A 25,142-nucleotide genomic window follows, 5' to 3' on the forward strand; every position below is an offset into this window, starting at 1 on the left:
GTACCCGTACCACCGCGCTATCCGTGCCAGGACCGCCACAGGGCCGCGTACGCGCCGTCCGCCGCCACCAGCTCGTCGTGGCTGCCCAGTTCGCTGATCCGGCCCCGCTCGACCACCGCGATCACATCCGCGTCGTGCGCGGTGTGCAGCCGGTGGGCGATGGCCACGACCGTACGGCCGTCGAGGACCCGGGCGAGCGAGCGCTCCAGATGGCGGGCCGCCCTCGGGTCCAGCAGGGACGTCGCCTCGTCCAGCACCAGGGTGTGCGGATCGGCCAGCACCAGCCGGGCCAGCGCGATCTGCTGCGCCTGGGCCGGGGTGAGCGCCGTACCGCCGGAGCCCACCGCGGTGTCCAGGCCGTCGTCCAGCGCCCGCGACCAGCCGTCCGCGTCGACCGCCCCGAGGGCCGCCCACAGCTCGGCGTCGTCCGCGCCCGCGCGGGCCAGCAGCAGATTGTCGCGCAGCGACCCCACGAAGACATGGTGCTCCTGATTGACCAGGGCGACCTGCTCCCGTACCCGCTCGGCGGGCATCCGGGACAGCTCGGCCCCGCCCAGGGTGACGCTGCCCCGCCGGGGACCGTGGATCCCCGCGAGCAGCCGGCCCAGCGTCGACTTTCCGGCACCGGACGGGCCGACCAGCGCCAGCCGGGTGCCGGGGGCGACCGCGAGGGTGACCCCGTGCAGCACGTCGACCCCCTCGCGGTAGCCGAAGGCGACCCCGTCCGCGCCGACCTCCCGGCCGTCCGGGACGACCGACGGGTCCCCCGCGTCCGGCTCGATGTCGCGCACCCCGACGAGCCGGGCGATGGACACCTGGGCGACCTGCAACTCGTCGTACCAGCGCAGGATCAGACCGACCGGGTCCACCAGCATCTGCGCCAGCAGCGAGCCCGTCGTCAGCTGCCCCACCGTGATCCAGCCCTGGAGCGCGAACGCGCCGCCCATCACCAGCACCGACAGGAAGACCGTCACATGGGTGATGTTGACGACGGGGAACAGGACCGACCGCAGGAACAGCGTGTACCGCTCCCAGCGGACCCACTGGAGGATCCGCCGCTCCGAGAGCGCCACCCGACGCCCGCCCAGCCGGTGCGCCTCCACCGTCCGGCCCGCGTCGACCGTCTCGGCGAGCATCGCGGCGACGGCCGCGTACCCGGCGGCCTCCGAGCGGTACGCCGAGGGCGCCCGCTCGAAGTACCAGCGGCAGCCGAGGATCAGCAGCGGCAGCGCCACCAGCACCGCGAGCGCCAGCGGCGGCGCGGTCACCGTCAGCGCGCCGAGCAGCAGCACCACCCAGACGACGCCGATCGCGAGCTGCGGCACGGCCTCGCGCATCGCGTTGGCCAGCCGGTCGATGTCCGTGGTGATCCTGGACAGCAGATCGCCGGTGCCCGCCCGCTCCAGCACCCCGGGCGGCAGCCCCACCGCCCTGACGAGGAAGTCCTCCCGCAGATCCGCGAGCATCTCCTCGCCGAGCATCGCCCCGCGCAGCCGCACCATCCGTACGAACACGGTCTGGACGACCAGCGCGATCGTGAACAGCAGCGCGACCCGTTCGAGACGCGGCTCGCGCGCGCCGGAGGACAGGTCCTCGACGATGCCGCCGAGCAGATAGGGGCCGACCATCGAGGCGATCACCGAGACCGCGTTGACGGCGACGAGCACGACGAACGCCCGCCGGTGCCGGGCCAGCAGCTCGCGCACATAGGCCCGTACGGTCGCGGGGGTGCCGACGGGCAGGGTCGTCGCCGACTCCGGGGCCGCCGGGTCGTACTCCGGGGGCGCTACGCCGATCATGCTGATTCCTCGCTCTCTTCCCGGGCCGCCGCCGAAGCCATGACCTGTTCCTTCGCGGTCTCTTCCGCTTCCCGCTCGTCCTCCGTCTCACGGGTGACGACCGCCCGGTAGGCCGGGTCGGCGCCGAGCAGCTCGCGGTGCGAACCCACCGCCACGACCGTGCCCCCATGGACGAACGCCACCCGGTCCGCGTGGTCCAGCAGCAGCGGCGACGAGGCGAACACCACGGTCGTACGCCCGGCCCGCAGCTCCTTGACGCCCTGGGCGATCCGCGCCTCCGTGTGCGAGTCCACCGCGGACGTCGGCTCGTCGAGCACCAGCACCTGCGGATCGGCGACCAGCGACCGCGCCAGCGCGAGCCGTTGCCGCTGCCCGCCGGAGAGCGACCGGCCGCGCTCGGTGATCCGGGACCGCATCGGGTCGCCGCCGCCGTCCACCGACGCCTGGACGAGCGCGTCGAGCACATCCCCGCACTCCGCCGCCGCCAGCGCCTTCCCCGGATCGACGGCGCCCGAGGCGGGGACGTCCAACAGCTCCTCCAGGGTCCCGGACAGCAGCACCGGATCCTTGTCCTGTACGAGCACACAGGCGCGCGCCGCGTCCAGCGGGAGATCGTCCAGGGCCACCCCGCCGAGCAGCACGGACGGGCTCTTCTCCGCCTCCGCCGCATGCCCGCCGAGCCGCTCCGCCAGCCGGCCCGCCGCGTCCGGATCGCCGCACACCACGGCGGTCAGCCGCCCCGCCCGTACCCGCAGCCCGGTGGCCGGGTCGTACAGATCGCCGGTCGGCCGGGCGTCCGCGAGGCCGCCGCGCTCGTCCTCGTACGCCGTCCTGCGCAGGGCCAGTACCCGGGCCGCGCGCTTGGCGGACGGCCGGGAGAAGGAGTACGCCATGGCGATCTCCTCGAAGCGCTGCAACGGGACCATCAGCAGGGTCACCGTGCTGTAGACGGTCACCAGCGAGCCGACCTCGATCCGGCCGTCCAGGGCGAGCCGGGCCCCGTACCAGATGACCGAGATCAGCAGGGCGCCCGGCAGCAGCACCTGTATCGCCGAGATCAGCGCCCACATCCTGGCGCTGCGCACGGCCGCCCGGCGCACCTCCTGCGAGGCGGCGCGGTAGCGGTCGAGGAACAGCTCCTCGCCGCCGATCCCGCGCAGCACCCGCAGTCCGGCGACGGTGTCCGAGGCCAGCTCGGTGGCCCGGCCCGCCTTCTCGCGCTGGATGTCGGCCCGCCGGGTGGCGCGGGGGAGCAGCGGCAGCACGGAGAGGGCGAGCACCGGTACGGCGACGGCGATCAGCGTCCCCAGCTCCGGCAGATAGAGGACCAGCCCGACACAGATCAGGACGACCGCGATGAGCGCGGCCAGGAAGCGCGAGAGCGCCTCCACGAACCAGCCGATCTTCTCGACGTCACCGGTGGACACCGCCACGACTTCCCCGGCGGCCACCCGCTGGGTCAGCGCGGAGCCCAGCTCGGCGGTCCGGCGTGCGAGCAGCTGCTGTACGCGCGCGGCGGCGGTGATCCAGTTGGTGATGGCGGCGCGGTGCATCATGGTGTCGCCGACGGTGATGGCGGCGCCGAACAGGGCGATCAGCCCGCCGGCGAGTGCGAGCCGGCCGCCCGAACGGTCGACGACCGCCTGGACGGCGAGCCCGGCGCCCACCGGAAGCCCGGCGATCCCGCTGTGCTGGAGCAGGCCCCAGCACAGCGCCTTGAACTGGCCGCCCAGCTGGTGACGGCCGAGCCACAGCAGGAACCGGGGGCCCGACCGAGTATCGGGAACCCCGGGATCGGGGTAGGGAAGGTCGCGGATCTGCATGATGCCCCATGACTCGTGGAGTGGCTCAAACCGTGCAAGGTTCGCTCTGTCCACGGGTCGGGGGCAACGGGTTTTCCGCGAGGAGAGCCGGTTCGAGCCGGCGGAGCCGTGTTCGGGGACCGGGCGGCGGGCTCAGCGGGGAGGCTCGGCGCCCGGGGCGAACAGCACCGCGAGCAGCCCGCCCAGCGTCTCGCGCTGATCCGCGGTCAGCGGCGCGAGAACATCCTCGGCGGCCGATCTGCGCGCCCCGCGCAGCGCCCGCAGGATGCCCCGGCCGGTGTCGGTCAGCTCGATGCGGACGACCCTGCGGTTGGTGGGATCCGGCGCGCGGCGCACCCGGCCGCTCGCCTCCAGCCCGTCGACCAGGGTGGTCACGGCGCGGGGGACCACTTCGAGCCGGGCGGCGAGATCCGCCATGCGCGGCGGGGTGTCGTACAGCGCGACGGTACGCAACAGCCTGGCCTGCGCGGGGGTGATGCCGATCGGCTCCAGCTGGCGCTGCTGGACGCGGTGGAGCCGTCGGGTCAGCCGCAGGAGCTGCTCGGCCAGCAGGCCGTCGGCGTCGGGGGTGCTCATGTCGGAATAATATCAGGACAAAGTTCATTGTGAGTGTAGGTAACAGTGAGCTATGCTCTTCGATGTTCACCGGTCACTTCTCCGATCGCCCGACCAATCCGATCGCGCGACGGAATCCGATCGCCCAACGAAGGAGCCCATGAGACCCGAACAAGCCATCTGGACGCCCTCGCCCCGCCCCGAGGGGCCGGAGCCGCCCGCCCAACTGCGGCGTATCCTCGCCCTCTTCCGCCCCTACCGGAGCCGGCTCGCCGTCGTCGGACTGCTGGTCGGCGCGTCGTCGCTGGTGACGGTCGCCTCGCCCTTCATGCTCCGCGAGATCCTCGACACCGCGATCCCCCAGGGCCGTACCGGACTGCTCACCCTGCTCGCGCTCGGCATGATCCTCACCGCCGTCGTCAACAGCGTCTTCGGTGTGCTCCAGACCCTGATCTCCACGACGGTCGGCCAGCGCGTCATGCACGATCTGCGCACCGGTGTGTACACCCAGCTCCAGCGTATGCCGCTCGCCTTCTTCACCCGGACCAGGACCGGGGAGGTGCAGTCCCGGATCGCCAACGACATCGGCGGTATGCAGGCGACCGTCACCTCCACCGCCACCTCCCTGGTCTCCAACCTCACGGCCGTGATCGCCTCGGTCGTCGCGATGCTCGCCCTGGACTGGCGGCTCACCGCCGTCTCGCTGCTCCTGCTGCCGGTGTTCGTCTGGATCAGCCGCCGGGTCGGCCGCGAGCGCAAGAAGATCACCACGGAGCGCCAGCGCCAGATGGCCACGATGGCCGCGACCGTCACCGAGTCGCTCTCGGTGAGCGGCATCCTCCTCGGCCGTACGATGGGCCGCGCCGACTCGCTCACCACATCCTTCGCCGACGAGTCCGAGCGGCTGGTCGATCTGGAAGTGCGCTCCAACATGGCGGGACGATGGCGCCTGTCGACCATCGGAATCGTCATGGCAGCCATGCCCGCCGTCATCTACTGGGCCGCGGGCATCGCGCTGGGCGCCGGCGGTACGGCGGTCTCGATCGGGACGCTGGTCGCCTTCGTCTCGCTCCAGCAGGGTCTGTTCCGGCCCGCGGTGAGCCTGCTCTCCACCGGGGTGCAGATGCAGACCTCGCTCGCGCTCTTCCAGCGCATCTTCGAGTATCTGGACCTGCCCGTCGACATCGCGGAGTCCGAGCACCCGGTCAGGCTCGACCGGATCCGTGGCGAAGTGCGGTTCGACGGAGTCGACTTCAGCTACGAGGGCAAGGCCGTCGAGGCCGACAAGGACGGCCGGGACGACCGGACGCTCCGGGGGATCGATCTGACGGTCCCGCCCGGCGGCAGCCTCGCCGTCGTCGGGCCCACGGGTTCCGGCAAGTCGACGCTGAGCTATCTCGTCCCCCGGCTGTACGACGTGACCGGCGGCCGGGTCCTGCTCGACGGGGTGGACGTACGCGACCTGGACTTCGACACCCTCGCGCGCGCGGTCGGCGTGGTCTCCCAGGAGACCTATCTGTTCCACGCCTCGGTCGCGGACAATCTGCGCTTCGCCAAGCCGGACGCCACCGACGAGGAGTTGGAGCAGGCCGCCAGGACCGCCCAGATCCACGACCACATAGCCGCCCTCCCCGACGGCTACGACACCCTGGTCGGCGAGCGCGGATACCGCTTCTCCGGTGGGGAGAAGCAGCGGCTGGCGATAGCCCGCACGATTCTGCGCGACCCGCCCGTGCTGATCCTCGACGAGGCGACCAGCGCGCTGGACACCCGCACCGAACACGCCGTCCAGCAGGCCATCGACGCGCTCTCCGAGGGCCGCACCACGATCACCATCGCGCACCGGCTCTCCACCGTCCGGGACGCCGACCGGATCGTGGTCCTCGACGCGGGCAGCGTCGCCGAGAGCGGCACCCATGAGGAGCTGATCGGGGCGGACGGCCGCTATGCCGCGCTCGTCCGCAGGGACAGCCGCCCGGCGGGCGCGGACGGCCTGGTGCCGGTTCCGATGTGAGCCGCCGCTGTGCGTCCTGTGCGTACGGGTGGGGTCCGTACCGTACGTCCGTACCGCGTCCGCATCCCGCGCGTACCCCGTTCGTATGCCGTTCGTATGGTCCCCGGGGGCTGTCCGTGTCGCTGGGCCTCGGCTACCCGGATAGGCGATCACTCCGGGTTAGCGTGCCCGCATGAGCAGACCCCGCCTGACCCGCCGCGGCCGGCTTGTCGTGATGGTGACCGGAGCCCTCGCCGCGGTGTCCGCGGTCCTGGTGCCGGTGTCCGTGCTGACCGGAGGGGACGGCGGCGGACGGCCGACGGCGCTGACCATCCCCGAGGGGCTGCGCGCGGTCCAGGTGTACGAGTCCGTCGACCGGATCCTGGACGTCCCCGCCGGGACCACCCGCGATACGGTCGCCGCCGCCCGGCTCGGACTGCCGAAGAGCGCCCGGGGCAACCCCGAGGGCTTTCTCTTCCCGGCCACCTATCCGATCGACGCCACCACGACCCCGGCCGGTCTGCTGACGTACATGGTCACCACCGCGCATCAGCGGTTCGCTCCCGGTGGCGGCACGGCGGCCCCGGACGCGAAGTCCGGCGGTGCCCCGGCAGGTACCGCCGATCCGGCGCTCTACCGGACCATCACCATCGCGAGCATCGTCCAGGCCGAGGCCGCTACGGCCGCCGACATGGGCAAGGTCGCCCGGGTCGTGCACAACCGGCTCGCGCTGGACATGCCGCTCCAGATGGACTCGACCGTCAACTACGCGCTGAACCGCTCCACGCTGGACACCAGCCACGCCGACACGAAGACCAACAGCCCGTACAACACCTATGAGCACAAGGGCCTGCCGCCCACACCGATCGGCAACCCGGGGGAGGAGGCGATGAAGGCGGCGCTCCACCCCACCCCCGGGGACTGGCTGTACTTCGTCACGGTGAAGCCCGGGGACACCCGCTTCACCCACCGGTACGCCGAACACCACGAGAACGTCCAGGAGTTCAATCGCAACCGTGGCGGCGACGCGAAAAGCTGACCCCCGGCCCACCCCCCCGGCCCACCCCTCGGCTCAGCCCGAGGGCACCGCGGCCGGATCGCGCTCCAGCAGCCGTACGATCTCCCGCGCCGCCGCCCGCCCGGCCCGGTTGGCGCCGATGGTGGAGGCCGAAGGCCCGTACCCGACCAGATGGATCCGCTCGTCCCGTACGGCACGGGTCCCCTCGACCCGGATGCCGCCGCCCCGCTCCCGCAGCCCCAGGGGCGCCAGATGGCCGATGGCCGGGCGGAACCCGGTCGCCCAGAGGATCACATCGGCCGCCACCGCCCGCCCGTCGTCCCAGGCCACGCCCTCCGGGGTGATCCGGTTGAACATCGGCAGCCGGTCGAGCACCCCCGCCGCGCGGGCCCGCGCGATGTCCTCGGTCACCGGCAGCCCGGTCACGGAGACCACGCTGCGCGGCGGCAGGCCCTTGCGGACGCGTTCCTCGACGAGGGCGACGGCCGCCCGGCCCAGCTCCTCGTCGAACGGCCCCTCGCGGTAGACCGGGGGCCTGCGGGTCACCCAGGTGGTGCCGGCCGCCACCCGCTCGATCTCCATCAGATGCTGGATGCCGGAGGCCCCACCGCCCACCACGACCACCCGCAGCCCGGCGAACTCCCCTGGCCCCGGATAGTCCGCCGTGTGCAACTGACGGCCCCGGAAGGTCTCCTGCCCGGGACAGCGCGGCCAGAACGGCCGGTCCCAGGTGCCCGTCGCGTTGATCAGCGCCCGCGCCGACCAGGCCCCGGCGGACGTCCCGACCAGCAGCCGCCCGGCGGCGCCCTCCCGTACCGTACGGACATCGACCGGCCGCCGGACACGGAGGCCGAAGCGCTTCTCGTACGCCGTGAAGTACCCGCCGATGACCTCGGCGGACGGCCGCGCGTCGTCGGCCCGCACCGTGGTCAGCTCCATGCCGGGCAGCGCGTGCATGCCGTGGACCGCGCCGTAGGTCAGCGAGGGCCAGCGGAACTGCCAGGCGCCGCCGGGGCGTGGCGCGTGGTCGAGTACGACGAAATCGCGGTCGGGCCCGAGCCCCAGCCGCCGCAGATGGTAGGCGCCGGACAGCCCCGCCTGCCCGGCGCCGATGACCACCACATCGATGTCCCGCACCCCGTCTCGCGCCCCAAAGTCGTTCACGGTTCTACTAACGGCCCTGGCGAGGTGAATCTTCTGCCCCGGCTGTCCGGGACCGACCCCGCGCTGACGGTGCTGCGGGCCCGCTCCGCCGACCAGGACCCGACCCCCGAGCAACTCGCCGCCGTACGGGAACAACTGGGCCTGGAACAAGGGGCGTTCACGCATTTCGCGCAGTGGCTCGGCGGACTGCCGCGCGGTGACGCGGGCACCTCCTGGGTGTCGGGCGAACCGGTCCTGCCCCAGGTGGCGGACGCCTTCGCGGTCTCCCTCACCCTGATGTCCGGCGCCCTCGCCGTGACGATCGCCGTGGCCGCGCTGGTCTGCGCCCGCACCCTCCACCTCGGCTCCCGGCGGCGGCTGCGGCGGACCCGCGCGGGCACGGGGGCCGCCGTCCTCGCCGCGCTGCCCAAGTTCCTGCTCGCCTCGCTGCTCGCCACCGTGTGCGGGGTATGGCTGGGCTGGTTCCCCTCCAGCGGCTGGGAGGGGCCGCGGTCCATGGTGCTGCCCGCGCTCGCCCTCGGCGTACCGTCCGGGGCGATGCTCGGCGGCCTCCTCGACCAGGCGCTGCCCGCCGCTTTCCACGAACCGTGGGCGCGGACCTGGCACGCCTTCGGTTTCTCGCCCGGCCTCACCGCCCGCAACGCGCTGCGCCGCACACTGCCCGGGGTGCTCCCGCAGCTCCTGCCGACCGTCGTGGCCCTGGTCGGCGGCGCGGTCGCGGTCGAGAAGATCTTCAACATCCCGGGCCTCGGCCGGCTCGCCCTGGACGCCGCCATGACCCAGGACCTCCCACCGCTCCAGACCGCGACCCTGGTCCTCGTCCTGCTCGGCATCGTCGTCGGGATGCTCCTCCAGGCCCTGCGCCATGTCCTCCTCGGCCCCGCGCTGAGGGACGGCGCCCTGCCCGCGCTCCACGCGCCGGCCCTCCCGCGCCGCCGCTCTCTGCTCCCGGTCGCCGTACTCTGCGCCGCCGCCCTGCTCGCACTGGTCGTGGCAGGACTGCTGCGCGACCCCTTGTACGTGGACACCGCGGCGCGGCTGCTGCCGCCCTCGGCCGCACACCCGCTGGGCACCGACCCGCTCGGCCGCGATCTGCTGGCCCGCCTCGGCCACGGCGCGCTGCGCACCGCGGGGGTGGCCCTCGCGGTGACGGCGGTCTGCGCCGTCACCGGGCTGCTGCTCGGCATGTCGGCACGGGTGGGTCTGGGGCTGACCGAAGTGGTGTCGACCCTGCCCGCAGTCCTCGCCGGACTGCTGACGACCGCGGTGACCGGGCCGTCGGTCTGGGGCGCCGCCTGCGCGGTGTGTCTGGTCGGCTGGACCCCCTACGCCGCCCAGACCGCGGCGCTGCTCGAACAGGAACGGGCGAGCGGCCATATGCTCGCGTCGATCCTGTTCGGCGCCGACCGGTGGTATCTGCTGCGCCGCCATCTGCTGCCCGCGGTGCTGCCCGCCGTACTGCGCAACGCGCTGCTGCGGCTGCCCACCACCGTCCTCGTCCTGGCCTCCCTCGGCTTCCTCGGGCTGGGCGAGCAGCCGCCCACCCCGGAGTGGGGCCGCCTCCTGTCGGAGAACCAGCCGTACGCGGAGCTGGCGCCCTGGACCGTACTCGGCCCGGCCTGCGCGCTGGTCCTGCTCTCCGTTCTCGCCGTGTCCGGCGCGGCGTCGGGACGGAACCGGTCCCGACGCCGTATGGCCTGAGCGGTGTGCGCTCAGGCCGCGTACGAGGCGGCGCGCGCCGTGTCCACCACCGTCCGGCCGTTGGCCGCGCCGAGCAGCCCCGCCGACACCCACGCGTCCACCGTGCTCCGTACCCGGGCGACCAGCGCGTCCTTGGTGGCGAAGGGGGCCGCCGCCCAGATCTCGTCGAGCAGGGTGGTGCCGTCCGCCTTCGCCGGGTTCGCGACACCGGAGTCGGTGCCGCCGAAGACCACCCGCGGCTCGGTCCGCCGGAAGTACGCGTGGGTCGGGTCCTCGGTGCCTTCGAAGAAGGGGGCGAACTCGGTGCCGTCCAGTGTGAAGTGGAGCGGTTTGCCGGCGACCGGGGTGAGGGTCGGCAGCAGATCGCCGGAGAGGGCCGCGTTGCGGTGGAGCCCGAACGGCAGCTGGCTCCGGGACGCGTTGCGGGCGACCAGGTTGACCGGCCCGTAGAACAGGGTCTGGAGCCCCCGGTCGTCGAGGGCGCTCTCGGTACGCAGACGGAACGGCAGGGCGATCCGCACGGTGTCCCCCGCGCGCCAGGTCCGGGAGACGCCGAAGTAACTGCCGGGGACCGGAGTCCCGGACACCGCACGGCCGTTGACCGTCACCTGGAAGCCCCGGGTCGCCCAGGACGGCACCCGCAGCCGTAGCTCGAATCCGCCCTCCCGGCCCCCGAAGGTGAGCGTCGAGCCCTGCTCCCTCGGGTAGTCGGTGGTCTGGGTGACGGTGACACCCTTCTCCCGCCAGTTCAGTGTGGTCGGGCTGTACAGGTTGACGTACAGCGCGCTCCCGTCCGACTCCGTGAAGTACACCGAGTCCTGGTACTTGGTGGCGCTCTCCATGCCCGTGCCCTCGCAGCAGGTGGTGCCCGCCTTGGGGGTGTAGTCGCGGACATGGCCGGGCGTCAGCCCGATGAAGTACGTGACCAGCGGCTTCTCGGCGTCGGCCCGGTCCTGCTTCGAGCCGAGGACCTGGTTGTACAGGGTCCGTTCGTAGTAGTCCATGTACGCCGGGTCCTGCTCGTGCCAGAAGAGCATCCGGCTGAGCTTGAGCATGTTGTACGCGCAGCAGGTCTCGGCGGCGGTGTCGCCGATCGACCCGGCGATCACACCGCGGGCCTTCCAGAACTCGTTGGTGCTGGTGCCGCCGATCCCGTACATCCGGGTCGGGACGACCATGGACCAGAAGTTCCGGGTGGCGTCCAGATAGCGCCGCTCGCCCGTCTCGTCGTACAGCCGCAGCAGTCCGGTGAAGATGGGGATGTGCTGGTTGGCGTGGAGCCCGTCGAGGATGTCGGTGCCCGCCGCGCAGGAGTCGATGAGCCGGTCGAGGTCGAAGAGGCGGGCCAGCGCGAGGTGTTCGGCCTTGCCGGTGAGCGCGTACAGATCACAGATCGCCTCGACGATGCCGCCGAACTCGCCGCTGGAGAAGATGCCCCACATGCGCTGCCGGGTCGAGTCGGGCAGTACGGAGAGCCGGGAGTGCATCCAGTCGCACATCCCGGAGGCCAGATCGAGGGCGCGCGCGTCCTCGGTGTGGAGATACGCGTCCAGCAGACCCCGGAGGATCTTGTGCGCGGTGTAGTACGGCGCCCACACCTTGGTGTAGTCGGCGCCGGTCATCGACTCCAGCGCGATGAACTGCGTCTCCGGATAGGCCGCGAGGAACCCGGGATGGCTCGGCCTGCCCCAGGTGCGGCGCAGTGTGGCGTGCAGGCCACGGCCGGAGGCGTCGGCGAAGGTGGAGCCGGTGGTCTCACCGAAGGCGTACGACACGAGGTTGCCCGTGCCCGCGGGGGAGCCGGCGGCCCGGGTGGTGCGCAGCGCCGCGATCTCGGTGGCGGTCAGCACCCGCGACCAGATGTTGAACTCGCCGAAGGCTCCCGCGAACACCGGGTCGCTGTCGAAGTTCGAGCGGCCGAGCCAGTGGTTCCTGAGTGTGCCCAGCGCCGCCGGGGTGAGGTTCATCGCGGTGTTCCGCGCCACCTCGGTGCCGTTGACGTAGAGGATGCCGGTGGTGCCCGAGAGGGTCACCGCCAGATGGCTCCACCGGTTCAGCGGCAGCGCGGCGGTGCCGTTGAGGCCCTGCTCGCCGCCGGGGCCCCCGGTGGTGAGGGCGAAGCGCGGGACGCCGTCCGCGTTGCGGGCGGCCAGATAGAGATAGCGGGTGGTGTCGTTCCCGAAGTCGAGGATCCGGCTCCAGAGGGCGTCGTGGGTGGGCTTCACCCAGGTCGACAGGGTGATCGCCGAGGCGCCGCCGAGCACCCCGGCCGGCAGGTCGGCGTACTGGTAGGAGCCCCGGACGTTTTCCACGGCGGTGCCACCGAACACACCGGGGACACCGAGCGCGGACGGCTCGCGGCGCAGTGTTTCGCGCACCTCGGCCAGCGCCCCGACCATGTACCGGATCCGGTCGGCGTACACCTGCTCGCCGGTGGAGCCGTACGCCTGGGCGAGCATGCTCAGGAAGTGGCCGGTGTAGTGGCCGCGCAGATTGCCGTTGGCCTCACCGTCGAGGCCCTCCCAGCCGCCGGGGGCGACCGCGCCACGGGTGGAGAGCCCGGCGTTGGCGCGGAAGACCTGGAGCAGCCGGTCGACATCGTAGCCACGGCCGTGATCGAGCATCAGAGCGCTTTTGTCGGCGAAGAGACCCTTGCCGAGGGAGACGTCCTTGAGCGGGAACGGCCGGAGTTTTCCGGTGGCCAGAGCAGCCCGAGCGGTTGGCAGGGAGGGTGCGGCGGCGGCCGGTCGGCCGGTGGCCGCGTACGCGAATCCCGGTGCGGACAGGGCGAGTATCGAGGTCCGGAGAAGAGCGCGTCTGGACAGGGGCGGAGCCATGGGCCGGGGTTCCTTGTCTCTGTGGGGTGACAGGCGGGACGGTGGTGCCATGGGGCGTGTTACTGGGTGTGGAACGTCGCGTCCGCCCGTGCGGTCGCCGTGGTGACCGGCTGCACGAACATCTCGTACGCGTAGTGCCGGAGATAGCGGCCGGGCGAGCCGTACGACTCGAAGGAGACCCCGGCGGCCGTGTCGGCCAGCCCCGCCCGCTGCTGGAAGCTCGCGGCGGTCCGGAAGACGGCGGATCCGTCGTCCTTCTCCACCCACACCTCGTCGCCTCGGTCGTGGAGGTAGTAACCGGGGTAGTTCGCGGATTCCAGCGAGACCGTGCCACTGCCCGCGAGCCCCGGGACCACACGGAACTGCGAGTCGGCGAGGTTGGTGACATCCGGTTCGAGCTTCGCCCGGAACTCCCAGTGGCGGAGGTAGCGGTCCGGGTAGTTGTACGAGGAGAGGCGGACCGGTGTGACACCGTCGGCGACGGGGATGCCGAAGTTGGGGGTGCCGTCGGCGTTCCAGTACAGCTTCTGGTAACGGGTGCGGCGGTTGGGGTCGTTGAGCGGATCGCCGCTGATGTCCTTGTAGCCGCGGTCGTGGTACACGAGGATGTCGCTCGCGCCGTCCTCGGAGACCGTGAAGGAGTTGTGTCCGGGACCGTACTGCGAGGTCGCGGCGTTGCTCCGGAAGACGGGCTGGGGGTTCTTCACCCAGGAGGCGGGGTCGAGCAGATCGGCCGAGGCGGAGGCGGTGAGCAGACCGAGGCAGTAGTTGCTGTCGGTGGCGCTGGCCGAGAAGGACATGAAGACCTTCCCGTTGCGCTGGATCACCGCGGGTCCCTCGTTGACGGTGTGACCGATCTTCTCCCAGGCGTTGGTGGGCCGGGAGATCATCACGGGCGCGGTGCCGATGGTCCAGGGGTTGGACATCTTGGCGAGATAGAGGTTGGTGCCGTCACCGACGGCCGGGTCGTTCTGGGCCCAGCTGAGATAGCGGGTCCCGTTCACCACGAAGGTGGTGGCGTCGAGGGAGAAGGAGGACAGCGGGGTGGCGATCCGCCCCTTCTCGGTCCAGGTACCGGTGAGGGGGTTGGCGGCGTCGGTCTCCAGGACGTACATCCGGATCGCCCACACGTCGTTGGTGGCACCGGCGGCGAAGTAGACGTACCACTTGCCGTCGATGAAGTGGATCTCCGGGGCCCAGATGTGGGCACCCATCTCCCCGCTGGTGTGCTTGGACCAGATGGTGGTCTCGGGGGCGCTGGACAGGCCCTGGAGGGTGGTGGCCCGGCGCATCACGATCCGGTCGTACGCGGGCACGGTCGCGGTGAAGTAGTAGAAGCCGTCGGTGTGTTTGAAGATGTGCGGATCGGCGCGCTGTTCGGCGACGGGGTTGGTGAACAGCGCGGCGGGCGAGGCCGGGGCGGCCGCGTGGGCGGGTGCCCCGGACACCGTCACGAGCACACTCATCGCGACGAGTACGGCCAGCGCGGCCCGGATCAGGAGCGGCCCGAGCAGGGCCGGAAGGGCCGTTCCCGGGACGGACCGGTGACGAACACGGAGCATGGCGAGTCCCCTTTGACGGCCATCGGTTGTTCGGAGTATCGAACGCTGTGCGGAGCTTCGACCAGAAGATAAGTTTCGGGCAGGGGCACGTCAATGTTTCCGGCATGTTCCACGGCGACCGGTTTCCCGGTGCGGCGTCGGCCCGGGATCTTGACGGGGTGGATGTTACCGGTAACATTCCCGGTCGTGTCCTTGCCCGCGAGTCGCGGGCCGTCCTCCGGGAGAGCGTGTGTCGCGCCCTACGCGTACGCCGGTGTCGGCCTGTTCATCGCGCCGGTCTTTCCCACCGGACTTACCTGGCTCAACCGGGCCGCCCCCAGGGCCCGTCGGGCCGGGGCGCTGGTCATCGCCGCGTCGATGGTGGGCGGTGTGGTGGCGGGCCCGGCGCTCGGCAAGGCCATCGAGTGGTCCGGGATCCGCGCGGTGCCGCTCCTGCTCTGCGGTGTGTCCGCGCTCTGTCTGGCGGCGACCCTCTGGCTGATCCGCGCCACCCGCCCCGCCCCGGCGGGCCGGCCCGCCGCCGTACGTACGTAACACACTGCCCGTTCGCCGGCCCCGGCCCCGGCCCCGGACCGGGGCTGCCCGAGGGCGCCCGGTGTATCCGCCGGGGCCGGTCCCCCCGGCCCTGGGCCTATCCTGTGGGCTGCCGGGCGGCGCAGGACCGCCGGGGCCGGGCCGGAGGAAGCGCACGCCATGACACGAAGCACCGCCGGGGGCGCTGTCTCCCCCGGACGCAGCCGGCGCGGCTTCGCGGGATCGCGCCCGGTGATGGACGATGTGGCCCAACTGGCCGGTGTCTCCAAGCAGACCGTGTCCCGGGTGCTCAACGAGCATCCGGCGGTCCGTCCCGCGACCCGCGAGGCGGTTCTCGACGCCATCAGGACCCTCGGCTACCACCCGAGCCGCAGTGCGCGGTCCCTCGCCAGCGGCCGGACCCGGATGCTCGGTGTGATCTCCTTCGACGCGGCGCGCTACGGCCCCGCCTCCACCCTGACCGCCATCAACACCGCGGCCAGGGAAGCCGGTTACCTGGTCAGCTCGATCGCCGTCGACACGGCCGACCGGGACACCGTGGTACGCGCCACGGACCGGCTGTCGGCCGAGGGCGTCGACGGTGTGATCGCCATCGCCCCGCAGAGCCGGGTGGGGAAACCCCTGGCGGCGGCGCGGCTCGGGATCCCCCTGGTGGTGCTGGAGAACGACCTTGAGGACGGCACCCCGCGCATCACCACGGACTCCCCGGCCGGGGCCCGTATCGCCACCGAACACCTTCTGGCCCTGGGCCATGCCACCGTCCACCACATCGCGGGCCCCACGGGCTGGACGCCCGCCGACCGGCGACTGGCGGGGTGGCGGGCGGCGCTGGAGGCGGCGGGCCGGGAGGTCCCCGTGCCGCTCATCGGTGACTGGAGCGCCGACTCCGGGTACGCGCTGGGCCGGCGGCTGGCCCGGCGCGCGGAGGTCACCGCCGTCTTCGCCTCCAACGACCAGATGGCCCTGGGCGCGCTGCGCGCCTTCCACGAAGCCGGCCGTCCCGTCCCCGGCGAGGTCAGTGTCATCGGCTACGACGACATCCCCGAGGCCGCCCACCTGCTGCCCCCGCTCACCACCGTACGTACCGACTTCGTCGACATCGGCAGGCGCTCCGTGTGGCTCCTGCTGTCCCGCATCGACGGGCCGACGGGCCCCCCGGTCGAGCCGGTGGTCCCCGTCGAACTCATCGTCCGTGACAGCACCGGCCCGGCCCCCCGCACCTGAGCGCATGGGCCGGGCTCAGCCGCGCTTACGCGCGCCGGGCGCGCAGCTCCCGTACCCCCGCCACCGCCAGTACGAGCACGGTGGCGCCCAGGGACCACAGCAGCTGCGGGCGGGCCGTGTCGTCGGTCAGCATTAGGACGACCACGGCGGCGATGGCGGCGAGCGTCGCCCAGGTCAGGCCGGGGAAGAGCCACATGCGCAGCACGAGAAGCTGCGGGGTCTCCCGTTCGAGCTGGGGGCGCAGCCGGAGCTGGGAGACGGCGATCAGGGCCCAGACGAAGAGAAGGACCGCGCCCACCGCGTTGAGCATGTACAGGAAGATCGAGTCGGGCCATTTGAGATTGAGCAGCACCGAGACGAATCCGAACGCCACGGACGCCAGGACCGCGCGCCTCGGCACGCCCCCGGGACCCACGGCCAGCAGGGACTTCGGGGCCTCGCCGCGCTCGGCCAGGGAGAAGATCATGCGGGACGAGCCGTAGAGGTTGGCATTGAGCGCGGACAGCAGGGCGACGAACACCACGATGTTCATGATCTGCCCGGCGGACGGGATGCCGATCGCGTCGAGGACGGTGACATACGGGCTCAGACCGGCCTGCTGGGCCGTCCACGGCAGGACCGTCACCACGATCAGCATGGAGCCGACGTAGAAGAAGATGATCCGGAACACAGCACTCCGTACGGCCCGTGCCACCGAACGCGCCGGGTCGTCGGACTCGGCCGCCGCGATCGTGACGACCTCCAGTCCGCCGAAGGCGAAGACCACGGCCAGCAGCCCGGAGATCACGCCCTGCCAGCCGCCCGGCAGGAAGCCGCCCGCCTGGCCGGTGAGGTTGGTGAGACCGACGGGGTCGGTGTCGGGCAGCAGCCCGAAGACCGCGAGCAGCCCGAGGACCAGGAACGCGATGATCGCGAAGACCTTCAGCGCGGCGAACCAGAACTCGGTCTCGCCGAAGTTCTTCACCGCGGCGAGGTTCGTGCCGGTGAAGACCAGCATGAAGAGCAGCACCCACGCCCACTGCGGGACGCCCGGCACCCAGCCGTTCGCGATCCGCGCCGCGCCCGTCGCCTCCACGGCGAGCACGACGACCAGCAGGAACCAGTACAGCCAGCCCGCCGTGAACCCGGCCCACCGGCCGAGCGCCCGCTCCGCGTGCACGGAGAACGACCCCGACGCGGGCATCGCGGCCGACATCTCGCCCAGCATCCGCATCACACACAGGGCGAGCACACCCGCGATCAGATACGAGAGGACGATGCCGGGCCCGGCCACCGCGATCCCGGCCCCCGACCCGACGAAGAGCCCGGCCCCGATGACCCCGCCGAGGCCGAGCATGGTCAGATGCCGCTGTTTGAGCCCTCCGGCGAGCGGCTCCCCGGCTGTTCCTGCCTGTGGTGGTGTGCCGGATGCGCCGGGTACGTCCGGCGCGCCCTTCGGTAGGGATATGCCGGGAGAAGCGTCGGGTGGAAGCTGGTCACTCATGGGCGATTCAGACTGCTTTCGGGGTCGATGGGGGGCGCCGGGCCCCCACAGTCTCCACAGCGGGCCCCTTCCAGGCAAAAAGATTCCCGGGTTGTCGCGCGGGCGACGATGAGTTTCGGTGGAGGGAACGGTCGGTACAGACGGCAGGGCCAACAGCGGACAGCGGGCCACCGCAGCGACGTACAGGAGGCAGTGATGCCCCGGATCACCCCCAATCTCTGGTTCGACACCGAGAGCGAGGAAGCCGCCGAGTTCTATGTGTCGGTCTTCCCGAACTCGAAGGTCAGGAACATTTCCTACTACGGCGAGGCCGGACCGCGTGCGGCCGGGACCGTGCTGACCGTCGACTTCGTGCTCGACGGCCAGGAGTACACGGCGATCAACGGCGGTCCCCAGTTCACCTTCAGCGAGGCGGTCTCGCTGCTCGTCAGCTGCGCCGACCAGAAGGAGGTCGACTACTACTGGAACGCGCTCTCCAAAGGCGGCGAAGAAGGCCCCTGCGGCTGGCTCAAGGACCGCTACGGACTGTCCTGGCAGGTCGTCCCCCTGGGGATGGGCGAGCTGATGAGCGACCCGGACCCGGAGCGGGCCCAGCGGGCGATGGCGGCGATGCTCGGCATGAAGAAGATCGACGTGGCGGCGCTGTACGCCGCCGCCGACCGGACCTCCTGAGGGGACACGGGGACACGGGAAACACCGTGCCCGGCCGGGCCAACCGTTCCCCGCCTCACCTGAACGGGTGAGCATGGGCAGGTGAACGGCGCGCCCGCCGGGTCGGCGGGGCGGGCGGCGGGCGGAGTGTCAGCGGACCACGTCCACGAAGACCGGGTTGGTGCAGAGCCAGGTGTCGACCCACGGGTCCCCGTTCCCCGGCTGGTGCGGGATCGGCCCGTGCGGTCGATGTCCGCGCCGAGGAAACCGGCGCCGTTGCGTCTGCCGTCGCTGCCGCGCAGCCGCAGGTAGCAGGACTCCTCGGCCCGCCCGATCGGGATCCGCAGTGTGTACCGGCCCAGGCGGTCGTGTACGTCCCAGCTGGGAGAGGTGTATTTCGGCGTCGTGGCTGTAGACCGCGTGCACATGGTGGTCGCCGACCGGACACGACGGCGGCGGGTCGCTCCGTCCCCGGCCCAGGGCCTCGGCCCCGGACGGCGCGAGCGCGGCGGACCCGCCGGCGAACGCGGCGCCTAACAGCCCCGCCGGCGAACGCGGCGCCGAACAGCCCCGCCGTACGCGGCAGTTCACGCCGGGAGAGCCCTTGCGCGTCGAGTGACGCGGCGGGTCGCTCCGTCCCCGGCCCAGGGCCTCGGCCCCGGACGGCGCGAGCGCGGCGGACCCGCCGGCGAACGCGGCGCCGAACAGCCGCGCCGTACGCGGCAGTTCACGCCGGGAGAGCCCTTGCGCGTCGAGTGGCGCGGCGGGTGCGGCGGGGTCGGCCCGGAGCGGTGGCCGCTGGGTGTCGTCATGCATGGGGTGGGGCTCCTGACCGCTCGGGATGCTCATGAAGTGGCCTACCGGACCGGGGAGTTCCGGGCTCGGGCGTACCGGTGATCCAGGTGAGCCGGATCGAGGTGCGCCGGATTCGGTGTGCCGGATTCAGGTGTACCCGGCTCAGGCGTTCATGAAGTCGCTCACGGGCAGTGCCCGTTCGGTGATGCGGAGGTCGCCGACCCAGCCCTGGAGGAGCTGGTCGAGCTTGCCCCCGTACTCGTAGGCGCCGAGCAGCCAGGGCAGCCCGAGAGTGGCGAGCCCGGTGGTGCGGGTGGTGGGGTTACGGGCGACGGGGCAGCCGTCGACGTACATCGTGGTGTGCCGCGTGTCATTGACGACGGCGACGTGCCACCAGGTCTCCCGGTCCAGCTCATGGCCCCAATTGGTCACCGCGGAGGGCTGGTTCAGCGGCGCGGCGGCCCACTGGAACCCCGGTCCGTCGGAGATCGAGAGGGTGGCCACCGGTTCGTCCGGGTCGCCCACGGTCCTGCCCGCGCCGCCGATCGTGCCCCGGCGGCTGAGGATCGACGACCAGGCGTTGTGGGCCACGTCCCAGTCTGCGGGCAGCTTGAGGAACGCCTCGATGGTGTAACCGGCCCGGAACGTCTGCGTGTTGAGGGGCGCTCCGTCGACCGTACGCAGATAACCGCCCCGTAGTGGGGACTTGCCGCCGTCGAAGTACAGGCTGCCGTGTCCCGGCTGGTCGGGGTGGTGGCTGTCGGACCAGCGCAGCGCGGACGGCGCGGCGCCGGGCACGGCCGCCCTGATCAGATCGTTGCCGCGGCCGGACAGATCGGGCACCCGCAGCGCGGCGTCGGCGGCGGAGCCGTCCTGGTGCGCTCCGTCGAAGCGCCAGTACGCGACGGTCCCCGGCACCAGCATCCGCGCGGCGGGGCGCGGGGCGCGCGCGGGAACGGGCGCGAAGCCGGCGAACCGCGCGGTGAAGTCGATCGGTACGGAGAAACTGTCCTGCGGCCCGGTCAGTTCGATCTCGCGGCGGTCCAGCTCGCCCAGCCGGTCGGCCGCCCTGCCGAGGATCCACGGGGAGATGGTCTCCACGTCGATGGTGTTCCTGGCGAGGTCGAACCGGTAGAGCCGGATCATCGCGCTGCCGCCGTAGTAGCGGTTCTGGTAGTTGGTGATGTGCAGATGGACGTCATGGCCCGCGTCGTTGTGCCGGGTGGTGCGGGCGGGCGGCCAGTAGTGCCCGTTCAGGGTGAGGAAGATCTGGTCGCTGCCGGAGATCAGCTCGTCCCACAGCCACTGACCGTGCGCCGAGAACCGGGCCTCGTCACCGGACTTGTCCGCGTACACCAGCTCGTGGGTGGTGAGGACGACCGGTGTCCTCGGATGGTCCGCGATGACCTTCTTCGCCCAGGCGATGCCCGCGGCCGAGGGCCGCCAGTCGAGCGCCAGCACCAGCCACTCCCGGCCCGCCGCGCGGAACAGGTGGTAGGTGTTGTAGCCGTCCGGTGTGGCCCCGCCGAAGGTGGGCAGCGCCCGCAGCCGCTGTGGCCCGAAGGCGTCCAGGTACGGGGTGCGGCCGCGCCGGTCGTCGGTGGAGGAGTCGATGTCGTGGTTCCCGGTCACCACGCTGTAGCCGACGCGTTGCCGGTCGAGGACCTTGAACGCGTCGCTCAGCGGCCCGTACTCCTGCGCCGTGCCGTGCTCCGTCAGATCCCCGAGGTGGGACAGGAAGACGATGTTCTCGTCGCGGCGGTGGTCCAGGACATAGCGCAGCGACGCCTCGACGGGCGCGGAGTGCAGGCTGTCGCCGTCGAACAGATACTGGGTGTCCGGCATGACGACGAGGGTGAACCGGGGACTGTCGGTGTCGGGCCGCCGCGACTCGGCCGCCACGGCGGGCACTTCGCGCGTCCGGGCCTCGGCGGCGGACACACCGGTGAGCCCCACCGCCGCGGTGGCGCCCGCGAGCGCGGTGGCTCTGAGGAACGTACGCCGGCCCGCGTCGGAGAAGGCGGCATCGGGAGAAGCGGCGTCGGGACAGGCGCCGTCGGGCTGGTGGAGCGGGCTGCACATTGCTTCTCCGCGTAGTTCGCCGGGAATGACCGAATGGGCTGACTGATCGTGTGCAAGGTATGCGGGGCCGAGGGGCCCGCCGGAATCACGCCGGTGGTGGGCAGGGGAAGAGATCGTGAACGGCGGATGATCGGCTCCGGGCCCGGCGACTTCGGTGAACGCGGCGCCTTCCGCGTGCTGCGGACCCTGGCCGACCGGAACGTGGCGCCGCTCGTGGTGCCGCCCGGCCCGCCGACGCCCGCGCACCGGCCACGCGTCCGTGGGGCGCCGCGCCGCTCCGTACCGGCTCGGAGCGGGACCTCCGCACCCCGGGCCGGGGATCTTTGAACCGGGCCGGTCGAAATCCCGTACTAGCTCTGCGACGGGCCATTGTCGCGTTCGCGCGCGCATCCGCGGGACCCGTCGCCGCTGATCGCGCGGGCGGTGTCGAGAAGAGGCGCCGCACGGGCATTGCTCCAAGGACCGGAGGAACGATCCATGCGCTCCAGGCAACGCCCGGTGACAGCCATGGCCTGTGTGCTCGCCCTGCTGTCGGTCTTCGCTACCTCCTGCGGGGTGTACGGCGGCGGCATCTCGCGGACCGGCTCCGTCGGGGCGGACGGATCGAAGAGCTGGAACGAGGGCGGCTGGCAGGACTGGGACTCCTCGAAGTGGCTCAGAGACGCCGCCGACTTCGTCAACCCGGTGATCGACGGGCTCTGGAAACCGGACCGGATGCGGGAGGGCGTCAGTACGGACCAGCCCGTGCCCGGGGGCATCGGCGACCAGGGCATCTCGGACCCCGAACCCGCCGCCGTGTTCGCCGAGCCGGTGCCGGTGGCGTACCGCGACAGCGCCCCCGTCGTCGGCAAGCTCTTCTTCGACACCCCCGAGGGCCCCTCGGTGTGCTCCGCGACCGCGGTGGCCGACCCGGCCCGGCCCGGCGCGTCCGATCTGGTCTGGACGGCCGGGCACTGTGTGCACGCCGGGGCCAAGGGCGGCTGGTTCCGCAATATCGTCTTCGTCCCCTCCTACAACGACGAGGGCCTGACGAGCGTGGCCCGGCAGGACGCGACCAAGGACCAGCTCTCCCCGTTCGGCATCTGGTGGGCCGACTGGGCGCAGACCTCGCCCGAGTGGATCGAGCAGGGCTCCTCGACGGGCGGCAAGGGCTCCCCGTACGACTTCGCCGTTCTGCACGTCAAGCCGCCGGCCGGCTCGGACTTCACCACCCTGGAGGCGACCGTGGGCGGCGCGGCGGCCATCGACTTCGGCGTGGAGTCGGCCGCCCGGATCAAGACGGTCGGCATCTGGGGATACCCGGCGGACACGCCCTTCGACGGAGAACTCATGTTCACCTGCGAGGGCCGTCCCGGCAGGCTCTCGATCCGGGCCGACCAGCCCTCGCTGTACCGCATCGGCTGCACCATGACCGGTGGCTCCTCCGGCGGCGGCTGGTTCGTCCAGGACTCCAACGGCCTTCCCGTCCTGGTCAGCAACACCTCCATCGGCCCGACCGCGCAGACCTGGCTCGCCGGGCCGAGACTCGGCGAGGGGGCCAGAACGATCTACGACGCGGTCAGCGGCAAGTTCGCCTGACCGCGCCGGCGTTGGTACGGGCCCCGGCCGGGAGCGCGGCCGGGGCCGTCAGCCCGCGACGATCCACGCGTACGCGGCCCGCGCCGTGAACTCGCCCTGGCCGCCCGGGAAGAGCAGCCCCGCCGTACCGAACGCCGGATCGTCCGCCGAGCCGGGAACGTACGGTACGGCGACGCAGCGCATCCCGGCCGCGTGCGCCGCCCGCGCGCCCGGGGCGGCGTCCTCCAGGACCACGCAGTCGGCGGGGGCCGCGGACAGCCGGCGCGCCGCCTCCAGGAAGACATCGGGTTCCGGCTTGCCGCGCGCGACCTCCTCGGCGGAGACGGTCACCGGGAAGAACGTCTCCAGACCGGTGACGCGCAGCGCCAGATCGATGGCGGCGCGCGACGAGCCGGACGCCACGGCCATCGGCATCCCCTCCGCGTACAGCCGCTCCACCAGCTTCCGCATCTGCGGGAACACCTCCGTGGCGGCGCGCACCCGCTCCAGATAGAGCCGGTTCTTCTCGGCCAGCAGGGTGTCGAGCGGCGCGTCGATCCCGTACTCCTCGCGCAGCGCCGCCAGCGTCTCGCGGGTGCCGATCCCGATGAACCGGCTGTGCTGCTCCCAGCTGAAGTCCGGTACGCCGTACTGGGCCAGCAACCGGCGCCCGGCTTCGTAATAGTGGGGTTCGCTGTCGACGAGTGTCCCGTCGAGATCGAAGATGACCGCGGGGGTACGCGAAGTGTTCATGGGACCCAGCATGCACGGGCCGTTCCGCGACCGGCTCTAGGACGTGCCGGTCAGCTCGCCGCTCAGTGTCCGGTGGAGACGTGCGCCGGTCCCGTGCAGGCCGGTGATCTCCACGCTCTTGCCGCGCCCCGCGTACTTCTCCCCGATCGTGTCCAGGGCCGCGACGGACGAGGCGTCCCAGACCCGGGCGGCCGAGAGGTCGATGACGACGCTGCCGGGGTCGTTCGCGTAGTCGAACCGATGGGCCAGCTCGTGGGCGGAGGCGAAGAACAGCTCGCCCGTCACGGAGTACACCACCCGGTCGCCGTCCGGGTCGGTGACGGCGGTGACATCGGTGACCCGGGCGACATGCCGGGCGAAGAAGGCCATCGCGACGATGGAGCCCACCACGACACCGATGGCGAGATTGCCGGTGGCGACCACACAGATCACGGTGATCACCATGACGGCGATCTCGCCGCGCGGCATCCGCCGGAGCGTCCTCGGCGCGACGGAGTGCCAGTCGAAGGTCGCGAACGACACCATCACCATGACGGCCACCAGCGCGGCCATCGGAATCCCGGAGACCACCGGACCGAAGACCACGCACAGCACCATCAGGAACGCCCCGGCCAGAAAGGTCGACAGCCGGGTGCGGGCCCCGGAGACCCGTACGTTGATCATGGTCTGGCCGATCATCGCGCAGCCGCCCATCCCGCCGAAGAACCCCGTGACGACATTGGCGATGCCCTGGCCTATGGACTCGCGGGTCTTGCTGGAGCGGGTGTCGGTGATGTCGTCGACCAGCTGGGCCGTCATCAGCGACTCCATCAGCCCCACCAGTGCCATGGCGAGCGCGTACGGCGCGACGGTGGCCAGGGTGTCCATCGTGAACGGTACGTCCGGCAGCCCCGGCACCGGCAGCGAGGACGGCAGTTCGCCCTTGTCGCCCACGGTCGGAACGGCGATGCCCGCCGCGACGGTGATCACGGTCAGGATGACGATGGACACCAGCGGAGCCGGGACCACGGTGGTGACCCTCGGGAAGAACACCATCAGGGCCAGCCCCGCGACGACCAGCGGATAGACGGCCCAGGGCACATCGCGCAGCTCCGGCACCTGGGCCAGGAAGATCAGGATCGCCAGTGAGTTGACGAAGCCGACCATGACCGGCCGGGGCACGAACCGCATGAGTCGCGCGACACCGAGCGCCCCCAGCACGATCTGGATCACCCCGCCGAGGATCACGGCGCAGACCAGATAACCGAACCCGTGCTCCCGGTTGAGCGGCGCGATCACCAGCGCCACGGCGCCGGTCGCGGCCGAGATCATCGCGGGCCTGCCGCCCACGACGGAGATCACCACGGCCATGGTGAAGGAGGCGAACAGCCCGACCGCGGGCTCGACCCCGGCGATGATCGAGAAGGAGATCGCCTCGGGGATCAGCGCGAGGGCGACCACCAGACCGGCCAGCACCTCCGTACGGAGAACCCTGGGCGACAGCCGGGGCGGCCGGAAGACGCCCCATCGGGCCGTGGGGGACAGCGGGGAAGCGGAGGACACGGGAGGCAGCCTTGTCGGCTCGGGCGCCCCGGACAACGGCCGGGTGGCGCGGGTATCGGTCGGGGCCTG

The 25,142-nt window shown here is 71.9% G+C and carries 16 protein-coding genes and 2 pseudogenes; 7 read left to right on the forward strand and 11 right to left on the reverse strand.

Annotation, left to right across the window (positions count from 1 at the left end):
* Positions 1–17: 17 nt before the first annotated feature.
* The 3 genes from ACIP8W_RS10865 to ACIP8W_RS10875 all read right to left on the reverse strand — a co-directional run bounded on the left by ACIP8W_RS10865 (position 18) and on the right by ACIP8W_RS10875 (position 4,198).
* A complete protein-coding gene (locus ACIP8W_RS10865; protein WP_402202686.1) occupies positions 18–1,799 on the reverse strand; it encodes an ABC transporter ATP-binding protein in 1,782 nt (593 codons plus the stop codon).
* Positions 1,796–3,622 (reverse strand): ABC transporter transmembrane domain-containing protein, encoded by a 1,827-nt coding sequence (locus tag ACIP8W_RS10870; protein WP_402202688.1) that lies wholly within the window; start codon positions 3,620–3,622, stop codon positions 1,796–1,798. The genes ACIP8W_RS10865 and ACIP8W_RS10870 overlap by 4 nt, the downstream gene beginning before the upstream one ends.
* Before the next feature lie 132 nt (positions 3,623–3,754).
* Complete coding sequence (locus ACIP8W_RS10875) at positions 3,755–4,198, reverse strand: MarR family winged helix-turn-helix transcriptional regulator (protein ID WP_401947722.1); 444 nt, start codon at positions 4,196–4,198, stop codon at positions 3,755–3,757.
* 139 nt (positions 4,199–4,337) lie between these two features.
* On the opposite strand from ACIP8W_RS10875, the gene ACIP8W_RS10880 reads away from it, so the two are divergent.
* On the forward strand, positions 4,338–6,191 hold the full coding sequence (locus ACIP8W_RS10880) for an ABC transporter ATP-binding protein (RefSeq protein WP_401947725.1): 1,854 nt from the start codon (positions 4,338–4,340) through the stop codon (positions 6,189–6,191).
* Between the two features lie 172 nt (positions 6,192–6,363).
* Positions 6,364–7,209, forward strand: coding sequence for an endolytic transglycosylase MltG (mltG, locus tag ACIP8W_RS10885; protein WP_401947727.1), 846 nt, complete (start codon positions 6,364–6,366; stop codon positions 7,207–7,209).
* A 33-nt stretch (positions 7,210–7,242) separates the two neighbouring features.
* On the opposite strand, the gene ACIP8W_RS10890 is transcribed toward mltG, so the two are convergent.
* Positions 7,243–8,352 (reverse strand): NAD(P)-binding domain-containing protein, encoded by a 1,110-nt coding sequence (locus ACIP8W_RS10890; RefSeq protein WP_402202690.1) that lies wholly within the window; start codon positions 8,350–8,352, stop codon positions 7,243–7,245.
* Positions 8,353–8,376: 24 nt separating this feature from the next.
* Between ACIP8W_RS10890 and ACIP8W_RS10895 the strand changes: the two genes are divergently transcribed.
* Positions 8,377–10,053, forward strand: coding sequence for an ABC transporter permease subunit (locus tag ACIP8W_RS10895; protein WP_402202692.1), 1,677 nt, complete (start codon positions 8,377–8,379; stop codon positions 10,051–10,053).
* A gap of 11 nt (positions 10,054–10,064) precedes the next feature.
* Here ACIP8W_RS10895 and ACIP8W_RS10900 read toward each other — a convergent pair whose 3' ends face one another.
* Positions 10,065–12,890: a beta-L-arabinofuranosidase domain-containing protein gene (locus ACIP8W_RS10900; protein ID WP_401947736.1), complete on the reverse strand. Its 2,826-nt coding sequence runs from the start codon at positions 12,888–12,890 to the stop codon at positions 10,065–10,067.
* Between the two features lie 59 nt (positions 12,891–12,949).
* Positions 12,950–14,356 carry a family 43 glycosylhydrolase gene (locus tag ACIP8W_RS10905; protein ID WP_402202771.1) on the reverse strand — a complete coding sequence of 469 codons (1,407 nt, stop codon included), beginning with the start codon at positions 14,354–14,356 and terminating at the stop codon, positions 12,950–12,952.
* Between the two features lie 327 nt (positions 14,357–14,683).
* Here ACIP8W_RS10905 and ACIP8W_RS10910 point away from each other — a divergent pair.
* Both ACIP8W_RS10910 and ACIP8W_RS10915 read left to right on the forward strand, forming a co-directional pair.
* Positions 14,684–14,986, forward strand: a pseudogene (locus ACIP8W_RS10910) (MFS transporter); the annotation flags it as partial.
* 159 nt (positions 14,987–15,145) lie between these two features.
* Entirely contained in the window at positions 15,146–16,210 is a 1,065-nt protein-coding gene (locus tag ACIP8W_RS10915; RefSeq protein ID WP_401947739.1) for a LacI family DNA-binding transcriptional regulator, read from the forward strand.
* Positions 16,211–16,235: 25 nt separating this feature from the next.
* On the opposite strand, the gene ACIP8W_RS10920 is transcribed toward ACIP8W_RS10915, so the two are convergent.
* Positions 16,236–17,693 carry an amino acid permease gene (locus ACIP8W_RS10920; RefSeq protein WP_402202694.1) on the reverse strand — a complete coding sequence of 486 codons (1,458 nt, stop codon included), beginning with the start codon at positions 17,691–17,693 and terminating at the stop codon, positions 16,236–16,238.
* Positions 17,694–17,888: 195 nt separating this feature from the next.
* Between ACIP8W_RS10920 and ACIP8W_RS10925 the strand changes: the two genes are divergently transcribed.
* Positions 17,889–18,365 carry a VOC family protein gene (locus ACIP8W_RS10925; RefSeq protein ID WP_401947745.1) on the forward strand — a complete coding sequence of 159 codons (477 nt, stop codon included), beginning with the start codon at positions 17,889–17,891 and terminating at the stop codon, positions 18,363–18,365.
* Between the two features lie 129 nt (positions 18,366–18,494).
* On the opposite strand, the pseudogene ACIP8W_RS10930 reads toward ACIP8W_RS10925, so the two are convergent.
* Positions 18,495–18,721, reverse strand: a pseudogene (locus ACIP8W_RS10930) (histidinol-phosphatase); the annotation flags it as partial.
* A 580-nt stretch (positions 18,722–19,301) separates the two neighbouring features.
* Positions 19,302–21,221 carry a LamG-like jellyroll fold domain-containing protein gene (locus tag ACIP8W_RS10935; protein ID WP_401947748.1) on the reverse strand — a complete coding sequence of 640 codons (1,920 nt, stop codon included), beginning with the start codon at positions 21,219–21,221 and terminating at the stop codon, positions 19,302–19,304.
* A gap of 477 nt (positions 21,222–21,698) precedes the next feature.
* On the opposite strand from ACIP8W_RS10935, the gene ACIP8W_RS10940 reads away from it, so the two are divergent.
* Positions 21,699–22,799 carry a trypsin-like serine peptidase gene (locus ACIP8W_RS10940; protein ID WP_401947751.1) on the forward strand — a complete coding sequence of 367 codons (1,101 nt, stop codon included), beginning with the start codon at positions 21,699–21,701 and terminating at the stop codon, positions 22,797–22,799.
* A 48-nt stretch (positions 22,800–22,847) separates the two neighbouring features.
* Here the strand turns inward: ACIP8W_RS10940 and ACIP8W_RS10945 are convergent, their stop codons facing one another.
* The gene (locus ACIP8W_RS10945; RefSeq protein ID WP_401947754.1) at positions 22,848–23,531 is read right to left on the reverse strand and encodes an HAD family hydrolase; all 684 of its coding nucleotides are present in this window, start codon (positions 23,529–23,531) and stop codon (positions 22,848–22,850) included.
* Between the two features lie 36 nt (positions 23,532–23,567).
* Positions 23,568–25,073 (reverse strand): SulP family inorganic anion transporter, encoded by a 1,506-nt coding sequence (locus ACIP8W_RS10950; protein ID WP_402202697.1) that lies wholly within the window; start codon positions 25,071–25,073, stop codon positions 23,568–23,570.
* Between the last annotated feature and the right edge of the window lie 69 nt (positions 25,074–25,142).

Origin of the sequence: Streptomyces sp. NPDC088554 (assembly GCF_044752945.1) — a bacterium.
Classification (GTDB): domain Bacteria; phylum Actinomycetota; class Actinomycetes; order Streptomycetales; family Streptomycetaceae; genus Streptomyces.

Excerpts from the sequence above, each read along its gene's own strand:
- ACIP8W_RS10865 (WP_402202686.1), bottom strand. The coding sequence starts at position 1,799 with ATGATCGGCGTAGCGCCCCCGGAGTACGACCCGGCGGCCCCGGAGTCG.
- ACIP8W_RS10870 (WP_402202688.1), bottom strand. The coding sequence starts at position 3,622 with ATGCAGATCCGCGACCTTCCCTACCCCGATCCCGGGGTTCCCGATACT.
- ACIP8W_RS10875 (WP_401947722.1), bottom strand. The coding sequence starts at position 4,198 with ATGAGCACCCCCGACGCCGACGGCCTGCTGGCCGAGCAGCTCCTGCGG.
- ACIP8W_RS10880 (WP_401947725.1), top strand. The coding sequence starts at position 4,338 with ATGAGACCCGAACAAGCCATCTGGACGCCCTCGCCCCGCCCCGAGGGG.
- mltG (WP_401947727.1), top strand. The coding sequence starts at position 6,364 with ATGAGCAGACCCCGCCTGACCCGCCGCGGCCGGCTTGTCGTGATGGTG.
- ACIP8W_RS10900 (WP_401947736.1), bottom strand. The coding sequence starts at position 12,890 with ATGGCTCCGCCCCTGTCCAGACGCGCTCTTCTCCGGACCTCGATACTC.
- ACIP8W_RS10905 (WP_402202771.1), bottom strand. The coding sequence starts at position 14,356 with ATGAGTGTGCTCGTGACGGTGTCCGGGGCACCCGCCCACGCGGCCGCC.
- ACIP8W_RS10915 (WP_401947739.1), top strand. The coding sequence starts at position 15,146 with ATGACACGAAGCACCGCCGGGGGCGCTGTCTCCCCCGGACGCAGCCGG.
- ACIP8W_RS10920 (WP_402202694.1), bottom strand. The coding sequence starts at position 17,693 with ATGAGTGACCAGCTTCCACCCGACGCTTCTCCCGGCATATCCCTACCG.
- ACIP8W_RS10925 (WP_401947745.1), top strand. The coding sequence starts at position 17,889 with ATGCCCCGGATCACCCCCAATCTCTGGTTCGACACCGAGAGCGAGGAA.
- ACIP8W_RS10935 (WP_401947748.1), bottom strand. The coding sequence starts at position 21,221 with ATGTGCAGCCCGCTCCACCAGCCCGACGGCGCCTGTCCCGACGCCGCT.
- ACIP8W_RS10940 (WP_401947751.1), top strand. The coding sequence starts at position 21,699 with ATGCGCTCCAGGCAACGCCCGGTGACAGCCATGGCCTGTGTGCTCGCC.
- ACIP8W_RS10945 (WP_401947754.1), bottom strand. The coding sequence starts at position 23,531 with ATGAACACTTCGCGTACCCCCGCGGTCATCTTCGATCTCGACGGGACA.